A 17,076-nucleotide genomic window follows, 5' to 3' on the forward strand; every position below is an offset into this window, starting at 1 on the left:
GAGGTTAAATCATGACGGACTATAAACATTCCCTGGGCATGCTGGCGCTATTGGTCAGCAGTCCACCGGACAAACGAACGGTATTTGGTCGCGCCTTGGATCAACTGGTCCATGACGTAGAGGGGCGAGGCGTCGCCGTACTGGCTTCGGAAAGCCTCGGCGACGCCGGTTCGATCCTGCGTTCGGACCCTGCCGTTCAATGCGTGCTCATCAGTTGGGAAATGGACAAAAGCGAAGGTCACGCCGACTGCATCAAACTGCTGGTCAAGCTGCGCGAACGCAACACACGAGTACCGGTATTTCTGATCAGCGACCGCACCACCGCGTCGAGCATTCCATTGTTGGTCATGCAGCACGCCGACGACTTCATCTGGCTGCCCGAAGACACCTCTCGCTTCCTCAGCGGGCGCATTCTCGCGGCCATCGAACGCTATCGTCAGGCCGCCTTGCCACCGATGTTCGGCGCGCTGGTGAAGTTTGCCCGCACCTATGAATACTCATGGCACACCCCCGGCCACGCCGGCGGCACGGCGTTCCTGAAAAGCACGGCAGGACGGGCCTTCTACGAATTTTTCGGGGAAAACCTGTTGCGTTCCGACCTGTCGATCTCGGTCGGCGAACTCGGTTCGCTGCTCGACCACAGCGGCCCTATCGGCCAGGGCGAGCGTTATGCCGCCAAGGTCTTCGGTGCGCACCGCACGTACTACGTGACCAACGGTTCGTCGATGTCCAACCGCGTCATTCTGATGGCGAGTGTCACACGCAACCAGATCGCCCTGTGCGACCGCAATTGCCACAAGTCCGCCGAACATGCGATGACCCTGTCCGGCGCCATTCCGACTTACCTGGTACCGACCCGCAACCGCTACGGCATCATCGGCCCGATCCTGCCGCAAACCCTCAGCGCCGAAGGCGTTAAAGCCGCCATTGCCAACAACCCGCTGGTCAAGAAAGGCATCGACGCGACGCCGGTGCATGCGATCGTCACCAACTCCACCTACGACGGCCTGACCTACAACGTCACCCGCGTCGAAGAGCTGCTGGGCGAAAGCGTTGACCGTCTGCACTTCGACGAAGCCTGGTACGCTTACGCGCGTTTCAACCCGCTGTACAGTGGGCGCCACGCCATGCACGGCAACCCGGAGGACCATGACAAGTCCAAGCCGACCGTGTTCGCCACCCATTCGACGCACAAGTTGCTGGCCGCCCTGTCCCAGGCCTCGATGATCCACGTGCGCGACGGCCGCAACCCGATCGAGCACGCGCGCTTCAACGAATCGTTCATGATGCACGCCTCGACGTCGCCCAACTACGCGATCATGGCGTCCTGCGACGTCAGCTCGGCAATGATGGAAGCACCGAGCGGGCAGATCCTCACCAGCGAATCGATCGAAGAAGCCATCAGCTTCCGCCAGGTCCTTTCGCGCATGCACAACGAGATGCTGAGCAAGGACGACTGGTTCTTCACCTGCTGGCAGCCACCGACCGTACAGGTGGGCGCGGCCACCGTGCCGTTCCATGAGGTCGATCCGGCACAACTGAAAACCGATCCGAACTGCTGGGTCCTGCACCCCAATGCGGTATGGCACGGTTTCGGTGACATCGAAGATGGCTACTGCATGCTCGACCCGATCAAGGTCTCGGTGCTCAGCCCCGGCATGGGCGACGACGGCAACCTGCTGGCTTCAGGCATCCCCGCTTGCGTGGTCACGGCGTACCTGGGCCGTCAGGGGATCGTGGTCGAGAAAACCACCGACTTCACCATCCTGTTCCTGTTCTCCATCGGCATCACCAAAGGCAAGTGGGGCACGTTGCTCAACGCCTTGCTCGACTTCAAGCGTGATTACGACGACAACGCCGAGCTCGAACTCTGCCTGCCCGACCTGTACAACGCCCACCAGCAACGCTATGCCGGCATGGGCCTGAAGGATCTGGCCGACGAAATCTTCGCCGCCATGAAGAAACACAAGACCACCGCCAACATGGCCCAGGCGTTCGGCACCCTGCCAAAAGCCGAATTCAGCCCGGTGGAGGCCTACGAGAAACTGGTGCGCAACGACATCGAGCTGGTGACTTTGGAACAAGCCGCCGGCCGCCTCGCCGCCACCGGTATCGTGCCGTATCCACCGGGCATTCCATTGCTGATGCCGGGCGAGAATGCCGGGCCTGCGGACGGGGCGTTGCTGGCCTATCTCAAGGCGCTGGAAGCGTTCGACAGATCCTTCCCCGGCTTCACCCATGACACCCACGGGATCGAAGTCGAGAACGGGGTTTATCGGATGTTGGTACTGAAATAACAGGCCCACGCAAAACCAAAATGTGGGAGCGAGCCTGCTCGCGAAGGCGGAGTGTCAGTCACTGTATAGGTTGCCTGACACTCCGCTTTCGCGAGCAGGCTCGCTCCCACAAGGGATCTCCTTCCACTTTGGATCTCCCTTACACATTGTCACGCCATCAATCCAAAACCCTATGGGCAAACTCGATCACAGCGCTCTATGATTGAACCCCATGACAACCTCTGCTCCGATCCGCCAACCCTGCCCGCCCGGTGCCTGCGATTGCGGGCGTGACCCGTTGCTGGAAACACCGGGGGCGGACGTGCGCATCCTGTTTCTGACCCGCACCGAAGAAAAGCGCCTGATCGAGCGCCTGGAAAACCTGTCGAGTTTCCAGGATCTGGAACACCTGCAACGGCGGATGTTCGAGCAACTGGGCATCCGCGTCGACATCGTCCCGAGTGCAAACGAAGTGCGGACCATGCGCGGGATCGGCATTTACGTCGGCGACCTGCCGGGATTGTGCCGCAAAACCCGCGCATCGATCCCGGCCGCGATCCGCCGCGCCATGGAAAAGCGTCCGGAAATCGCCTACGAAGTGCTCAACGCCAACGACCTGTTGCGCGATGCATGAGACCCCCTGTGTCCCACAAGAAGATCAGCGGTCGTACGCACAGTGCAGCGCGCTGCTATGCCTTCTCATGGGAGTTTTTGCTGCACACCAGCCAGGACGGAACTGGAAACCGAGTGCGACCCTGGCCCCGGCGCCAACCAGGTACGCCAAGGAAATCAGGTGCCAATCCGCAACAGGAGGTGGCCGATGTTATTCATCGTCAACTGGACGCTCAGTTCGGCAAATCGCAACAGTGCGATCGAGCGTTTCCTCAAGACCGGTGGCGCGCCCCCCGCAGGCGTCAAATTGATCGGGCGCTGGTACGCCGTGGGTGGCGCGGCGGGTTTTGGCGTGGCAGAAGCCAGTGATCCGGCATTGATTCAGAAATGGGTGCTGGACTGGAGCGACCTCATGACCATGGACGTCCAGGTCGCGTTGACCGACGAGCAGATGGCGCCGCTACTGGCAGGCATTGTCGGCAAATAATCGCCATCGAGGCGGCGAGTGCCGCTCGCCGCCTCGTCACTTTTGTTCAAGACAGACTGTATAGCCCGTCCTGCCCCTCGCTCCCTTCAAATCCGCGTTGATCAACCTCTGGTGCATCGCCATTCGGCGTCGAAACGCGCCGCGCCGCAAGGCCTCAACAATCGACTTTAATCACTGAAATCCCTGTAAGCCTGGTGAATCAGATCACAAGGATGCACAGCATTCACTGGCTTTTTAACGATTAGAACCTACTCTCTTTTCGCGGGACACCACATTTGCGGAGCTGTGGGAAACGGCTCTGGAGTACTGACGCCATGCAGCCAAAGATAACTGCTCTGCCCGTCGTCACCCTGCTCGCCCTCTGCTGTCAGCAAACCTGGGCGGGCGGTATCTTGCTCTACGAAGTCGGCACCGACAACGTCGGCCTGGCCAACGCCGGTGCTGCGGCCCGGGCCCAGGGCCCATCGACCATTGCCAGCAACCCGGCGGGTATGAGTTACCTGCCGGGTACGCAGATCACCGCTGGCTTGCAGGTGCTCTACGGCGATCTGAAATTCGATCGCGACGAAGGCACCAACGTGGCGGGCAGCGGCAGTGGCAACGCCCTGGACCCGATACCCGGTGGCAGTTTTTTCATCAGCCATGCACTGGATGACCACTGGAGCGTCGGCTTCGGCCAATACGGTGACTTCGGCCTGGCGGTCAATTACGACAATGACTGGTCCGGGCGCTACTTCACGCAGAACTCCAGCCTGCTCGGTTTGTCATTGGTGCCGAGCGTGGCGTACCGCTTCAACGAACAATGGTCGGTGGGTGTCGGCATCAAGGCCATGTACGGCATGCTGCAAGCGCAGACCGCCATCGACCGCTCACCGTTCGGCTTCACCGACCGCGGTGACGGCCAGTTCAAATACAAGGACAAGGATTGGGGTTTCGGCGCCAATGTGGGGGTGATCTACGCCCCGCAACCCGGAACCCGCATTGGCCTGACCTACACCAGCAAAGTCGATCTGGAGTTCGAGGACGGCCTGGACATCAAGGGCGACGGCCCGTTGTTGCAGCGTCTCGATGGCACCAACACCCAACTTGATATAACCGTGCCGCAAACCGTCACCCTGAGCCTGTTCCAGCAACTGGACCGGCAGTGGGCCTTGCTCGCCTCGGTCAACTGGCAGGACTGGTCGGAATTCGGCGATATCGGCGTGCAGGTCGACACCACGGCCAATGATGCCCGCTCGACCACCATCGATGCGGGCTTCAAGGACACCTGGCACCTGTCGCTCGGCGCGCAATACCAGGCCACCCAACAACTGCTGTGGAATTTCGGCGTGGCCTACGACAGCAGTGCCGTTTCGGACAACAGGCGTTCGGTGATCGTGCCAATGGGCGAGTCCTGGCGCATTGCGACAGGAGCCACCTATGCTCTGAACAGGGACACCGACGTCAATGTCAGTTTGGCCATGATCTGGTTGGGCGACATGCCGGTGGACCAGACCAAGACTGTGTCAGGCAATCGGATTTCCGGTCAATTCGACGATGCCTGGATTCAAGCCGTGACCGGCAACATGACTTGGCGTTTCTGATTTTCCGCTAATGAAAAACGACCTGATCCAAGGAGCACACAGCACTATGAACCTGACCCGAAAATTGCTCATCGGCACCGCACTGACCGGGCTCCTGCTCGGTGGCTGCACCTCCAAAGTCACCGAACGGGAGCAGTACTCCGGCTTCCTGTCCAACTACAACAACCTGCAAGAAGTCTCCACGCCAAGCGGCGGTACCGCGATGCGCTGGGTGAGCCCGTCGTGGAACCCCAATGCGTACAACACCGTGGCGTTCAACAAACTGGAACTCTATCCGGCCCCCAAGCCCAATGAGCGGGTCAACCAGCAGACGCTTACTGACATTCAGAACTACATGTCCAATAAGGCCAAAGCCACGCTGGGACAGAAATACCGGGTCGTCAACAGCGCAAGCGCAGCACCGGCCGGCTCGAAAACCTTGATCATGCGCTCGGCTATCACCGGGGTCAGCGCCTCGAACGAAGGCATGAAATGGTATGAAGTGGTCCCCATCGCAGCCGTCGTTGGCGCGACTCAGGCCGCCACCGGTCACCGGGACCAGGACACTGAATTGTTTATCGAGGCCGAATTCATCGACGCGAAAAGCAACCAGACCGTGGCCAGGGTGGTGCGCAAGGTGTTTGGCAAGCAGTTGTCCAACGAAAGCCAGAAAGTCACCGCCCAGGATTTCAAAGCGGCGATCGACAAGTTGGATAGCGACCTTCGGGCGTTCATAAAGTAACGGGATTGGTTATCTGCTTTTCTGTAGGAGCGAGCTTACTCGCGAAAAACCCGAGGGCGCCGTTGGGCATCTGGTTTTACGCGTCAACGTTCACGACCATCGCGAGCAGAGCTCGCTCCTACAGGGACTGCGGATTGCAGTGAGGGTTATTTTTTCATTCCGACCCGACGCCGCATCTCCGCCGTGATCGTCTGCCGGGTTTTCTTCATCTCCGCCCAGGGTTCATCGCCCACTTCGGCCAGGCGTTCATGCACGTTGTGCACGTTCCACTGGTTACCCCCCTTGAGCTCCCCCACCTCCTCGCGAAAAATCGGCACCGAGACCGGCAACCCTTCCCGGGTGCGCACGGCGTAGGCACAGATGGTGGTCGCGCCCAGACCGTTGCGCAGGTAATCGATGAAGATCCGCCCTACCCGGTTCTTCGGCCCCGACACTGCGGAAAATCGCTCCGGCAGCAGCTTCGCCATGTGGCTGACAATCCCGTGACTGAAATCCTTGACCTCATCCCAGCCGAGCTTGCGGGTCAGCGGCACCACCAGGTGAATGCCCTTGCCGCCGCTGGTCTTGAGAAACGCCTTGAGCCCCAGTTCATCGAGCACAGTCAGGGTCAACTGCGTCGCTTCGACCATGCGTTTCCACGGCAGCGCCGGGTCCGGGTCGAGGTCGAGGACGAAGCGGTCGGGTTTGTCGAGGTTGTCCGAAGTAGCGTTCCAGGTGTGCAATTCCACGGTGCTCATCTGAACCGCGCCGACCAGCGCTTCGGCATTGTTGATCACCATCATCGGCTGCCCGGTGAGCTGCTGGTCGAGGGTGGTGATACCGGGGATGGACAGGCGCTCGGCGTTTTTCTGGAAAAACAACTCGCCGGCAATGCCATCTGGCGCACGCACCAGCGCCACCGGGCGATCCTTGAGCTGCGGCAAAATCCACTCGGCGACGCTGGCGTAATAGTGCGCCAGTTGCATTTTGGTGGTGCCGCTGCTGGCATCGATGACGCGGTCCGGGTGAGTGATGCGGACCTTGCCCTCGGCCAGGCCTTGTTGTGACGGTGCAGGCTCGGCTTTCTTTTGCGCGGCGGGTGACTTGGCGACGGCGGTTTTTTTCGCCGGGGCCGCTTTTTTTGCAGGGGCAGGTTTCGCAGAAGTCGCTTTCACGGCAGTCGGACGCTCCTCGGTAATGTCTTTGGCAGGCTTGTCGTCACGCAGGCCATGGAACACTGCATGTCGCACCGAGCCCTCCTTGGTCATTTCAGCAAAGGCCACTTCCGCCAGCAGGCTGGGCTTGAGCCAATGCACGCCCCTGAATTCGGCACCGCCGGGTGGATTGACCACCGCCGGTTTTTTCGTCTGCAAGGGTTTGAGTTGCTCATGAATGCTGCCCAGGGTGGCCTCGGTGAAGCCGGTGCCAACCTTGCCGGCGTAGCGCAACTCGCCACTGTCGCGATCATGCAAACCCAACAACAATGCACCGAAGGCACTGCGTGCCCCCTTGGGATCGGTGAAACCGACGATGACAAACTCCTGCCGATGTTTGCACTTGAGTTTGATCCAGTCGCTGCTGCGCCGGGACACGTAGGCCGAGCCCAGGCGCTTGCCGATCAGGCCTTCCATGCGCATCTGGCAGGCGCTGTTGAGCAGGGCCTCAGGGTCTTCGCTGAAGCTGTCGGAAAAGCGCAGCAACGGGTCTGTGCTGGTTTTGAGCACGGTCGCCAACGCCGCCCGGCGTTCTTCGACCGGCACTTCGCGCAGGTCCACGCCGTTGAGATAGGGCAAGTCGAACAGGTAGTAGAGGATGTTGCCACTGCGTCCGGCATCGAAAGCATTTTGCAGCGCCTGGAAGTCCGGCAGTCCCTGTTCGTCAACCACCACCATTTCACCGTCGAGCCAGGCCGATTCCAGCCCCAGGCCTTCCAGCGCCTTGGCCTGACCGGGCAGCTTGTGGGTCCAGTCGTGACCGTTGCGAGTGAAGAGCCTGACCTCTTCGTGGTCGATGCGCGCCATGATCCGGTAGCCGTCAAATTTGACTTCATAAGCCCACTCGCCGTCCGGGGCCTTTTCCACCAGTGTCGCCAGTTCCGGCTTGATCTGGTCCGGCAACCTGGCTTTGTGCGCGCCGGTGAGTGGCGCGGACGTTTCCCGGCGAACCGCGGTGGCCGGTTTTTTGATGGCCTTGGCGGGTTTGGGAACATTGGCGGGCCGGGCAGCCTTCGGTGTCCTGGCCACGATGCTGCGATCACTGAGCACGCTGTTCGGCTCGGCGGCGACCACGTCGTAATCGTCTTCGGCTCTGGCCGCCCCGTCCTGATGCTTGATCAGGAACCACTGCTCCTGCTTGCCCGGCATGTGCGTGCGCACCAGGTTCCACAAACCGGCGAGCTTCTCGCCTTGCAGTTCGAACTTGAGCCGGCCCTTGGCGTAGGCCTTGGCCGGGTCGTCCTGGGGGATCCATACACCACGGTCCCAGACAATCACATCGCCGGCGCCGTAATGCCCTTCGGGGATACTGCCCTCGAACGTGGCGTAGTCGATCGGATGGTCCTCGACGTGCACCGCCAGGCGCTTGACCCTGGGGTCCAGTGACGGTCCCTTGGGCACTGCCCAGCTCTTGAGCGCGCCGTCGAGCTCCAGGCGAAAGTCGTAGTGCAGGCGCGAAGCGTCGTGCTTCTGGATGCAAAACTGCAAGGCATGATCCCTGGCGTTCTTTTTGCCGGTTCGCTTGATGGCGGCCGGTTCTGATGTCGCCGAAAAATCGCGCTTGCGGTTGTAGTCGTCGAGGTCCTTGTTCATCGCTCACCTGCTGATCGCTGCAGGACGCGGATTCAGCGCGTCTCTCCCTCAGCAGAGCGAGCCGTGCGCGTAAAAATTCCATCGACGGTGAATGTGCCCGGACAGACGGCCCGGTGGCGTGGCGTCCGGCGGTTGCTCAAGGGCCTACAATCAGCGGGTGCCGCTTCATCCCCGGAGAGCAGTCATGCGCACCACTCACGTCATCGAAGCCCCCCCGCCACCCTACAACGTCGTTGGCGAAGCGATCACGGTCCTGGCCGGCGGGGATCTGAGCAAACCCTTTGAAATGCACATTCAGGTGGGCGTGCAAGGTGGCGGCCCGCCACCGCACTTCCATCCGTGGGACGAGGCGTTTTACGTGGTGGAAGGCGAGGTCGAAGTGACTGTCGAAGGCAAATCCACCACCGTCCCGGCCGGGGGTTACGTGCATATTCCTGCCGGAACGATTCATGCCTACAAGAACATCAGTAGCTCTGCAAAGATGATCGGCGTGGTCTCCGATCCACGCGGCGGGCAGTTCTTTGCGGCGATGGACCGGTTCAAGGTGCCTGAGGACTTGCCGAAGATATTCGAGGTGGCCGAGCGATATGGAGTTACCTTCCTGGTGCCGAAACCAGCAGGTTGACCGCGTTATCGTTCATCGCGGGCAAGCCCGCTCCCACAGGATCTGTGGCGCCATGGGTACCTGTGGGAGCGGGCTTGCCCGCGATAGCGGACTGACAGCCGACTTAAACTTCAGGCAGTCCCGCCCCTCGCCTGCTGCTCCAGATGCACCTGCAAATCCGGATCAATATTCAGCGCCGCTGCCAGCTCATCCAGATAGTTGCGCTCGGCATCCTGCTGATCGTCCACCAGCATCACGCTGGCCAGGTACATCTCGGCGGCCATGCCGGGATCGGTGGCCGATTGCGCCACCTCGGCAGGGTCGAGCGGCTTGGCGACTTCATCGTCGAGCCACTGCTGCAATTGCGGATCGTCGGTATGACGGCCGATTTCGGTGCTGATCATCTGCTTCTCGGCCGGGTCGATCCGGCCATCGGCCTTGGCCGCCGCGATCAGTGCCCGCAGGATTGCATGGCTGTGCTCCTCGACTTCCGGTCCGGCCAACAGATCCACCGTACGTGGCGCCTGTTGCGGCGCCTGCTGCGGCTGCGCGGCCTGGCTGCGCTGCCAGGCCTGATACGCCTGGAACGCCATCATTCCCAGTGAAGCGAGCGCGGCATAATTGGTGCCACTACCCGAACGCGCTTGCGGCGAACCGCCCATCGGCGAGCCACCGCCCAGCAGACCACCGAGCAATCCGCCCAGGCCGCCCAATCCACCGCCACCGGCACTGGCACCCCCTCCGCCGCCGCCCATCAGGCCGCCGAGCAGTCCACCCAGGTCGCCGAGCCCACCCGACGCGCCACCGCCGTCCTGTCGCGGCATGGCACCCTGGCCGCCCCGCAGTAACTGTTCAAGCAGATCGCTGGTGTTCATGACGGCATCCTCATCGAGGGAAGTGATCCAGACAGACAACAATAGTCCTCGCCGGTAAATGTGCTACCACCGTTTGGCCGACGTGCCCCCCGGCACAGTGTTGTGGATATTTGCGGGGTATTTTTTGGCGGCGCAGCTAAGATTCATAGGTGGTGAACCTTATTCCCGGATACCCGGTCGATACCTGCAACCCGACCCGGTTTGCCGCCGCCCTCGATGCTGAGGACGATGACTGGCTTGCTTCACTTTCTGGAGAACGCCCCCGTGATTTCGACTCTACACATCGCCAGGCTCAAAGCGTGGGGAGCCCATGGTTTTACCGCTACCGGTGTGGTCACCGCTTTCCTTGCAACCCTCGCCCTGCTCGATAACCAACCGACCCATTGCCTGCTGTGGCTGGGCGTGGCCTTGATCGTCGACGGACTGGACGGCGCGTTGGCGCGCAAGGTCAATGTGCAGTCGGTGCTGCCGAGCTTCGACGGCTCGATCCTCGACCTGGTCATCGACTACCTGACGTATGTATTCATCCCGGCGCTGTTCATCTATCGCTATATTCCGTTGCCGGACTACACGCTGCTGCTGACCGTGTCGCTGATCCTGGTGTCGTCGCTGTTCTGCTTCTGCAACGTCAATATGAAAAGCAAGGACAACTACTTCCAGGGCTTTCCCGCCGCGTGGAATGTGGTTGCCCTGTGCCTGTACATCATCGCGCCGTCGCCGTGGATCACCTTCCTGACGGTGATCGGCCTGGCCCTGCTGACACTGACCCGGATGAAATTTTTGCACCCGTTCCGTGTGCGCCGTTTCATGCCGATCAACATTGCCGTCACGGCCATCTGGTTGCTGTGCAGCCTGTCGCTGGTGATCAACCACCCGGTGATCAACCCGCTGGTCATGGGGCTGTGGTTGCTGATGTCGGCTTACTTCCTGGGCATCTGCTTCTGGCGCACCGCGCTGGAGTGGTTCGACGGATCAAGGCTTAAGTAACGCCATGCCTATCCATATCGTGCGCCTGGGCTCACCGCGCCAACCCCACGAAGGCTTGCGCCTGGGCACGGTGCGCCGCCCACCCCGTGGCGTACCGAAAGCCGAGTTCGCCACGCGGGACTTCTACGATGTGTGGCAGCCGCTGCTGTCGCCCAGCGCGGAGCTGGTTGCTGAAGCACTGGCAGCTCAGGATGCCAAGGCCTGGACTGTGTTCGTGCGCAAGTTCAAGGCGGAAATGAAGCAGCCGGCGGCCAGCCAGATGCTGGACCTGCTGGCTGCCCTCTCCCATCACACCTCCCTTGCCATGGGCTGCTATTGCGCGGAAGAAGCCCATTGTCATCGGTCGATACTGCGCGAGTTGCTGGAGGCGCGGGGCGCGGAGGTTATTTAACTCACTCAAACACACCAAATATCCCCTGTAGGAGCGAGCCTGCTCGCGAAGGCGGTGTGTCAGTCAAAGAACATATTGAATGTGATGGCCTCTTCGCGAGCAGGCTCGCTCCCACAGGGGCTTTGTGTACATGACATAAGTGCCGATGATCGCCCCCCGCAGGCGCCAGGCGCCGATCATGGTAAATATTCAGAGGTTGAAGTCAGGCCGAACGCCCCCCGGGAGGTTTGTCATGTCCGAGCAATCACGCTTCATGCTGGTGGCTTCGCCGCTGATGGAACACAGCCCCGCCTTCGACCGGGCGGCGGCGCTGGCCAGGGCTGAAGACGCGGCGCTGCACATCGTGGCGTTCGATTATCTGGAAGGTCTGGCCACCGCCGGCATGGTCAACGAAACGGCGCTGGAACAGATGCGCCTGGGCTACGTCGATCGCCACCGCCAGTGGCTCGAGGACCAGGCCCGGCCCCTGCGCAAAATCGGCGTGCACATCACCACCGAGGTGGCGTGGGTGGACAACCCGCTGGAGGAGATTCTGATCCATCTCAAGGAACAGCCGATGGACGTGCTGATCAAGGCGCTGGAGCACCAATCGCTGCTGTCGCGGCTGATCTTCACCCCGCTGGATGTGCATCTGCTGCGCGAGTGTCCGGTGCCTTTACACTTCGTCAGCCACGCGATCAATGCCCTGCCCCGCAAGGTGGTTGCGGCGGTCGACCCCTTCCATCGCGATGACCACTACAAAAGCTTCAATGACCGCATCCTGCACGAAGCCTCGAAACTGGCCAGTGCCTGCAATGCCGAGCTCGATGTGGTCTACGCCTATGACCTTTCGTCCATCAGTTCGGACGAATTCGGTTTCGACAACGGCTCGGCATTTTTCTCCTCGACCAAGCACAAGACCCTGTATGACGATCAACTGGAAGCCTTCAACGAACTGGCCGAACGCAATGGCATCGCCCAGGCACAGCGACACATGATCATGGGCAACCCGGCCAGGGTCCTGACCCGCTATGCCGATGCCTATGACATCGACGTGATCGTCATGGGTCGCCTCGGCCATCGCGGCATGGGGCGGATGATCGGCAGCACGGTGGAGCACCTGCTGTACAAAATGCCCTGCAGTGTCTGGGTGGTGTACACCGAGCGGCTGGATGAATAACAAGGCTGGACCAGACACCGCCCCTGTGGGAGCGAGCCTGCTCGCGAAGGCAGCGTGTCAGTCACATCATCTCTGACTGATAGACCGTCTTCGCGAGCAGGCTCGCTCCCACAAGGGGACTCTGTGTTGTCAGGTTAGCGCCGTGTGATCACCACCTCCAGGTATTCACTGGGCACCACCAGCGACCGATCCCCCGCCCGGTTCGAGCGGTTGAGCAGTTCGGTCAGGTCATTTTCCAGGGCCTTGGCGCCGTCCGCCGGCAGCGCCGCGAACGCCTTGTGCAGCGGCCCGTACCAACTGCGGAACGTGTCGATGAAATGCCCGGCGTTGCGATAGCGGAAGGTGAAGGTCTTGCGCGCCACCTGGACCAGGAAGTTGCGCTCGTCGAAGTGGGTGTGCAACCAGGCTTCGGTGCCCCACTGTGACGGCGGTTGCGCACCGGGAGGTGGCGGCATGTGCTTGCCCAGGGTCTTGAACATCTGGCCGACGAAACCTTCCGGGGTCCAGTTGGCCAGGCCGATCCGCCCTCCCGGCCGACAGACCCGCGCCAGCTCCGCGGCCGCCTTGGGCTGGTCCGGCGTAAACATCACGCCGAAAGTCGAAAGCACGGCATCGAAACTGGCATCCTCAAAGGGCAGCGCTTCGGCATCGGCCACTTGAAATATGACGTTCAGGCGTTCAGCCCTCGCGCGGTCTTCACCGCGTTCGAGCAGCGCCGCCACATAGTCGGTCGAGGTGACAAGGCAGCCCCGGCGTGCAGCGGCCAGTGTCGCGTTACCATTGCCGGCAGCGACATCCAGCACCTGCTCATCGCACAGCAGGTCGCAGGCCTCGGCCAGTTGTTCGCCGACGATCTGCAGGGTGGTGCCGATCACGGCGTAATCGCCACTGGCCCAGGCGGCCATTTGACGGTTTTTCAGGGCAACAAGATCAATGGGTGTACTCATGAATTCCGCTCCGATTCGGGTTGGAACACAGCCCGGCTTATTCTGCCGTGGTCGGATCGATGATCGCCGTGACTTGGGAAATGCGATTGGCCGGGAAACCGCTCTGCCTGGCGTGCTCCTTGATCTGCTCTTCGCTCGGCGCGATGTACACGCAGTACAGCTTGTCACCGGTGACATAACTCTGCAGCCACTGCACCTCCGGCAACTCGCGCAAGGTCCTGCAGGACTTTTGCGAAGCGGCCTTCAAATCCCTTTCTGACAGTGTTCCAGCACCGGGTATCTCACGTTCAATAACGAACTTGGGCATGGCAACCTCTCATTCTTGTTCTGGAAGACAGGGCCGGCAGTGACCCTGCAGGCAAACTATCGCTCTGGCGCGCGGCGGCGTCCTGCCCGATCGTCGGCCAACCCTGTCCGATCGTCCGGAGGTTTCATGCTTCGCTGCCAGGGGGGCACAATCAGGCTCACCACCCTCAGTCCCTTCACGGGAAAACGCTATGGACGCCCTGTCTCAGACCCTTCGCGTCGTCCGTCTGGTCGGCGCCATTTTCATCAACGCCAGGTTCACCGCGCCCTGGTGTTACCAATCACCGAGTGCCGACACTGCCGCACCGTTTCTGGAACCGAACGCCGAACGGGTGGTGATCTTTCACTTGATCACCGAGGGCGAGTGTTACGTCGAACTGGGGGACGACCCACCGCTGCTGCTGACCGCCGGCGATGTCGTGGTGTTCCCCCAGGGCGATGCCCATCGCATGAGCTCCTGCCCCGGCTTGACCCCGGCCAGCGGGGCGCGGCTGGACAAAGTCCTGGCGCGGCGGCCACGACAGTTGAGCTATGGCGGTGGCGGCGCGGTGACCCGTCTGGTGTGTGGCTACCTGGCCTGCGATACACGTTTGGCGGGTATGTTGCTGACGGGATTGCCAGCGGTGGTACGGGTCAACGTGCGCGGCTCGGCCGCCGGTATCTGGCTGGAATCTTCCGTGCATTACGCCCTTGCCGAAGCTCGCTCGCCGAGGCCTGGCGGCGAAGGTGTGCTGGCGAAACTGGCCGAGGTGTTGTTCATCGAGGTGCTGCGCCTGTACATGCACGAGCACGGCAAGGGCCGCACCGGCTGGCTGGCGGGTGTGAGCGACCGGATCGTCGGCGCCGCCCTCAATGCCTTGCACAAAAAGCCCTGCCACAGCTGGACGCTGGATGAACTGGCGCGCACTGCCGGCACTTCCAGGTCCGTGTTGGCCGAGCGCTTTCAACAATTGGTGGGGGTTTCGCCGATGCAGTACCTGACGCAATGGCGGATGCTGCTGGCGGCCAATCTGTTACGCAGCAGCAACAGTTCCCTGATCCGCATTGCCGAAGAAGTGGGCTATCAGACCGACACGGCGTTCAGTCGGGCCTTTCGGCGCGAGTATGGAACACCGCCGGCGGCGTGGCGGCGTACCCAGGCGGCGTCCACGCATTAAGCCCCACGTCGACCTGTAGGAGCTGGCTTGCCAGCGAAGACGGCGTGTCGGTCACATCAATATTGACTGGCACTCCGCTTTCGCTGGCAAGCCTGCTCCTACATAGCGTGTCGTGTTGCGGCTTTACGCGGCTGGAGCGCCAGCCTTCGCCTCCTCCAGCAACTGCTGGATCACCTGCTCCTGAGTGTCATAACTCCCTTCGCCGAAGTGGGTGTAACGCACCTGGCCCTTGGCGTCGATGATGTAGTGTGCGGGCCAGTACTGGTTGTCGAAGTTGCGCCAGATGGCGTAGTTGTTATCGATCGCCACCGGGTAGGTGATGCCGTATTCCTTCACCTTGTCCCTGACGTTGTCGATGATGCGTTCAAACCCGTATTCAGGGGTGTGCACGCCGATCACCACCAGGCCATCCTTCTCGTATTTCTTTGCCCAGTCCTTCACGTAAGGCAGGGTGTGCTTGCAGTTGATGCAGTCGAAGGTCCAGAAGTCCACCAGCACCACTTTGCCTTTGAGCGATTGATTGGTCAGTGCCGGCGAGTTGAGCCACTCCACGGCGCCGGACAGCGACGGCATGGCGCCCTGGGCGTTGTCCATGGACTCGGCCTTGACCTTGCTGACGAAGTAATCGACCACTTTCGGCACGGTTTCCAGCACGCCTTTCTCGACCTTGCCGACACCTTCCGAGGACGTGTTGGCCAGCAGCACGTTGTCGGCACCGGTGGCAATCACGGCCGCACCGGCCAGCACCGCGACACCGGCGCCACGACGCAGCCAGCCCGTCACCGGAATCGACGGTTTCAAGCGATTGACCAGGCCGCGGCCAGCGAAGATCAGGATGCCCAGGGACAGCGCACTGCCCAGACCGTAGGCCACCAGCAACAGACTGGTGCCGGCGTTTGCGCCTTGCAGCATGGCACTGGTGAGGATCACCCCGAGGATCGGTCCGGCACACGGTGCCCAGAGCAGGCCGGTGGCGACGCCGATCATCAGCGAACCCAGCGGACCAGAGACTTTGCGGCTGTTCGGGTCGAGGCGATTGCCCAGCAGGACGAAAGGATGTGCCAGCCAGTCGCCGACCCGGGCGGAAATCAGCGACAGGGCGAACAGCACCATCACGATCAGGGCCACATGCCGGCCGGCGTTGCTGGCCTTTATCACCCACTCGCTGCTGACCACGGCCAGGCTGGAGACCAGGGCAAACGTCAGGGCCATGCCGCCGAGGGTGAGCAGGATCGATGAGCGCTTGCGGTCGGCACCGGCGAACAGGAACGGCACGACCGGGAGGATGCAGGGGCTGAGGACGGTCAATATGCCGCCCAGGAAAGCGATGAGAAACATGGGATCACCTTTGAAACTGTTGGGAGGCATTCACCAGACAACCCCTGTGGGAGCGAGCCTGCTCGCGAAAGCGGTCTGACTGTCACATCGATGTCGACTGACACTCAGCCTTCGCGAGCAGGCTCGCTCCCACAGTGGATTGTGGGTGTCGATAGAACCGTGTTCGGAACTCAGGCGCTTTGTTCATCCAGCCATTTGCCTTGGGACGTACGGCTGGACCCGTTCTCCGCCAGGAGGGCATCGGCGCTCTGCTTCGCCACCGGCGCCAGTTGGAAACAGGTGCTGCTGCCGCAAGCGCTTTGTTCGACAGCGGCATTGGCATGGGCTGCCGCACCGGCAACGGAGAAAGCAATGGCGGTCAAGAATCGGCTGACGTTGTTCATGGTGTTGTTCCTCGCTTCAAATGGGATGGGCAATGGGTGATCGCTGGACTCAGTTGTCCGCGTTGCAGCTGTCAGAAATCTTGCGGTAGTCCAGGACCTGGGTTTTGTTGTGGGAGTCCAGGTAGGTCAGCTGCGCATCGACCACACCGCAGGAAGGCGAAGCGTCCTGTTTCAGCGACACCACTTTCTTGATGTCCAGTTGCGTGCCGTAGGTGTAGGTTTTGGCGCTGACATCGGCTTCGGCACGGGCCGACAAGGTGCAGATGTTCAGAGCGGCAAACAGGCAGGCGGCGTAGATGGCTTTGGTGTTCATGGCGGTTTCCTCAAGGTTTTAACAAGTTGGGCCGAGGCGATTTGGGTTTGCCTCGATGGAACCTATTAAAAGCGCGTGAGGTATCCCGTATGTGTCGGGAACTGGCGCGTGTAAATCGGTACGTATCAGAACCGGGCCGGGATACAGAGAG

17 protein-coding genes are annotated in these 17,076 nt (G+C 61.3%); 10 read left to right on the top strand and 7 right to left on the bottom strand.

All coding sequences use genetic code 11. From position 1 onward, the window contains the following. The first annotated feature begins 11 nt into the window (after positions 1–11). The 5 genes from BJ917_RS06270 to BJ917_RS06295 all read left to right on the top strand — a co-directional run bounded on the left by BJ917_RS06270 (position 12) and on the right by BJ917_RS06295 (position 5,679). The gene (locus tag BJ917_RS06270; protein ID WP_121102635.1) at positions 12–2,297 is read left to right on the top strand and encodes an Orn/Lys/Arg decarboxylase N-terminal domain-containing protein; all 2,286 of its coding nucleotides are present in this window, start codon (positions 12–14) and stop codon (positions 2,295–2,297) included. A 211-nt stretch (positions 2,298–2,508) separates the two neighbouring features. Continuing rightward, positions 2,509–2,910: a hypothetical protein gene (locus BJ917_RS06280; RefSeq protein WP_096512307.1), complete on the top strand. Its 402-nt coding sequence runs from the start codon at positions 2,509–2,511 to the stop codon at positions 2,908–2,910. 186 nt (positions 2,911–3,096) lie between these two features. Continuing rightward, positions 3,097–3,375, top strand: a complete 279-nt coding sequence (locus tag BJ917_RS06285; RefSeq protein WP_096512308.1) for a DUF3303 domain-containing protein — start codon at positions 3,097–3,099, stop codon at positions 3,373–3,375. Between the two features lie 314 nt (positions 3,376–3,689). Further along, positions 3,690–4,958, top strand: coding sequence for an OmpP1/FadL family transporter (locus BJ917_RS06290; protein ID WP_121102639.1), 1,269 nt, complete (start codon positions 3,690–3,692; stop codon positions 4,956–4,958). A 46-nt stretch (positions 4,959–5,004) separates the two neighbouring features. After that, positions 5,005–5,679: a DUF3313 domain-containing protein gene (locus BJ917_RS06295; RefSeq protein WP_096512310.1), complete on the top strand. Its 675-nt coding sequence runs from the start codon at positions 5,005–5,007 to the stop codon at positions 5,677–5,679. Between the two features lie 146 nt (positions 5,680–5,825). On the opposite strand, the gene ligD is transcribed toward BJ917_RS06295, so the two are convergent. Continuing rightward, a complete protein-coding gene (gene ligD, locus BJ917_RS06300) occupies positions 5,826–8,465 on the bottom strand; it encodes a DNA ligase D (RefSeq protein ID WP_096512311.1) in 2,640 nt (879 codons plus the stop codon). 184 nt (positions 8,466–8,649) lie between these two features. Here ligD and BJ917_RS06305 point away from each other — a divergent pair, with 184 nt between their 5' ends. Further along, entirely contained in the window at positions 8,650–9,090 is a 441-nt protein-coding gene (locus tag BJ917_RS06305) for a cupin domain-containing protein (RefSeq protein WP_121102641.1), read from the top strand. 110 nt (positions 9,091–9,200) lie between these two features. On the opposite strand, the gene BJ917_RS06310 is transcribed toward BJ917_RS06305, so the two are convergent. Beyond that, complete coding sequence (locus BJ917_RS06310) at positions 9,201–9,944, bottom strand: tellurite resistance TerB family protein (protein WP_121102643.1); 744 nt, start codon at positions 9,942–9,944, stop codon at positions 9,201–9,203. Positions 9,945–10,208: 264 nt separating this feature from the next. On the opposite strand from BJ917_RS06310, the gene pcsA reads away from it, so the two are divergent. The 3 genes from pcsA (at position 10,209) to BJ917_RS06330 (ending at position 12,481) form a co-directional block, all read left to right on the top strand. Beyond that, the gene (gene pcsA / locus BJ917_RS06315) at positions 10,209–10,931 is read left to right on the top strand and encodes a phosphatidylcholine synthase (RefSeq protein WP_096512314.1); all 723 of its coding nucleotides are present in this window, start codon (positions 10,209–10,211) and stop codon (positions 10,929–10,931) included. A 4-nt stretch (positions 10,932–10,935) separates the two neighbouring features. Next, a complete protein-coding gene (locus BJ917_RS06320) occupies positions 10,936–11,322 on the top strand; it encodes a DUF488 domain-containing protein (RefSeq protein ID WP_121102645.1) in 387 nt (128 codons plus the stop codon). A gap of 232 nt (positions 11,323–11,554) precedes the next feature. Next, positions 11,555–12,481: a universal stress protein gene (locus BJ917_RS06330; protein ID WP_121102649.1), complete on the top strand. Its 927-nt coding sequence runs from the start codon at positions 11,555–11,557 to the stop codon at positions 12,479–12,481. A gap of 134 nt (positions 12,482–12,615) precedes the next feature. Here the strand turns inward: BJ917_RS06330 and BJ917_RS06335 are convergent, their stop codons facing one another. Both BJ917_RS06335 and BJ917_RS06340 read right to left on the bottom strand, forming a co-directional pair. After that, positions 12,616–13,428 (bottom strand): class I SAM-dependent methyltransferase, encoded by an 813-nt coding sequence (locus BJ917_RS06335; RefSeq protein ID WP_096512318.1) that lies wholly within the window; start codon positions 13,426–13,428, stop codon positions 12,616–12,618. A 37-nt stretch (positions 13,429–13,465) separates the two neighbouring features. Next, the gene (locus BJ917_RS06340) at positions 13,466–13,735 is read right to left on the bottom strand and encodes a DUF4242 domain-containing protein (RefSeq protein WP_096512319.1); all 270 of its coding nucleotides are present in this window, start codon (positions 13,733–13,735) and stop codon (positions 13,466–13,468) included. Positions 13,736–13,925: 190 nt separating this feature from the next. Here BJ917_RS06340 and BJ917_RS06345 point away from each other — a divergent pair, with 190 nt between their 5' ends. Further along, a complete protein-coding gene (locus tag BJ917_RS06345) occupies positions 13,926–14,891 on the top strand; it encodes an AraC family transcriptional regulator (protein WP_096512320.1) in 966 nt (321 codons plus the stop codon). Between the two features lie 123 nt (positions 14,892–15,014). Here BJ917_RS06345 and BJ917_RS06350 read toward each other — a convergent pair whose 3' ends face one another. From BJ917_RS06350 to BJ917_RS06360, 3 genes are all read right to left on the bottom strand, one after another. Beyond that, positions 15,015–16,229, bottom strand: coding sequence for a cytochrome c biogenesis protein DipZ (locus BJ917_RS06350; RefSeq protein WP_121102651.1), 1,215 nt, complete (start codon positions 16,227–16,229; stop codon positions 15,015–15,017). Positions 16,230–16,399: 170 nt separating this feature from the next. Next, positions 16,400–16,612 (bottom strand): hypothetical protein, encoded by a 213-nt coding sequence (locus tag BJ917_RS06355; RefSeq protein ID WP_096512322.1) that lies wholly within the window; start codon positions 16,610–16,612, stop codon positions 16,400–16,402. A 49-nt stretch (positions 16,613–16,661) separates the two neighbouring features. Then, the gene (locus tag BJ917_RS06360) at positions 16,662–16,925 is read right to left on the bottom strand and encodes a DUF2790 domain-containing protein (protein WP_096512323.1); all 264 of its coding nucleotides are present in this window, start codon (positions 16,923–16,925) and stop codon (positions 16,662–16,664) included. Between the last annotated feature and the right edge of the window lie 151 nt (positions 16,926–17,076).

This window comes from Pseudomonas sp. WPR_5_2, from assembly GCF_003634475.1.
GTDB classification, from domain to species: domain Bacteria; phylum Pseudomonadota; class Gammaproteobacteria; order Pseudomonadales; family Pseudomonadaceae; genus Aquipseudomonas; species Aquipseudomonas izuensis.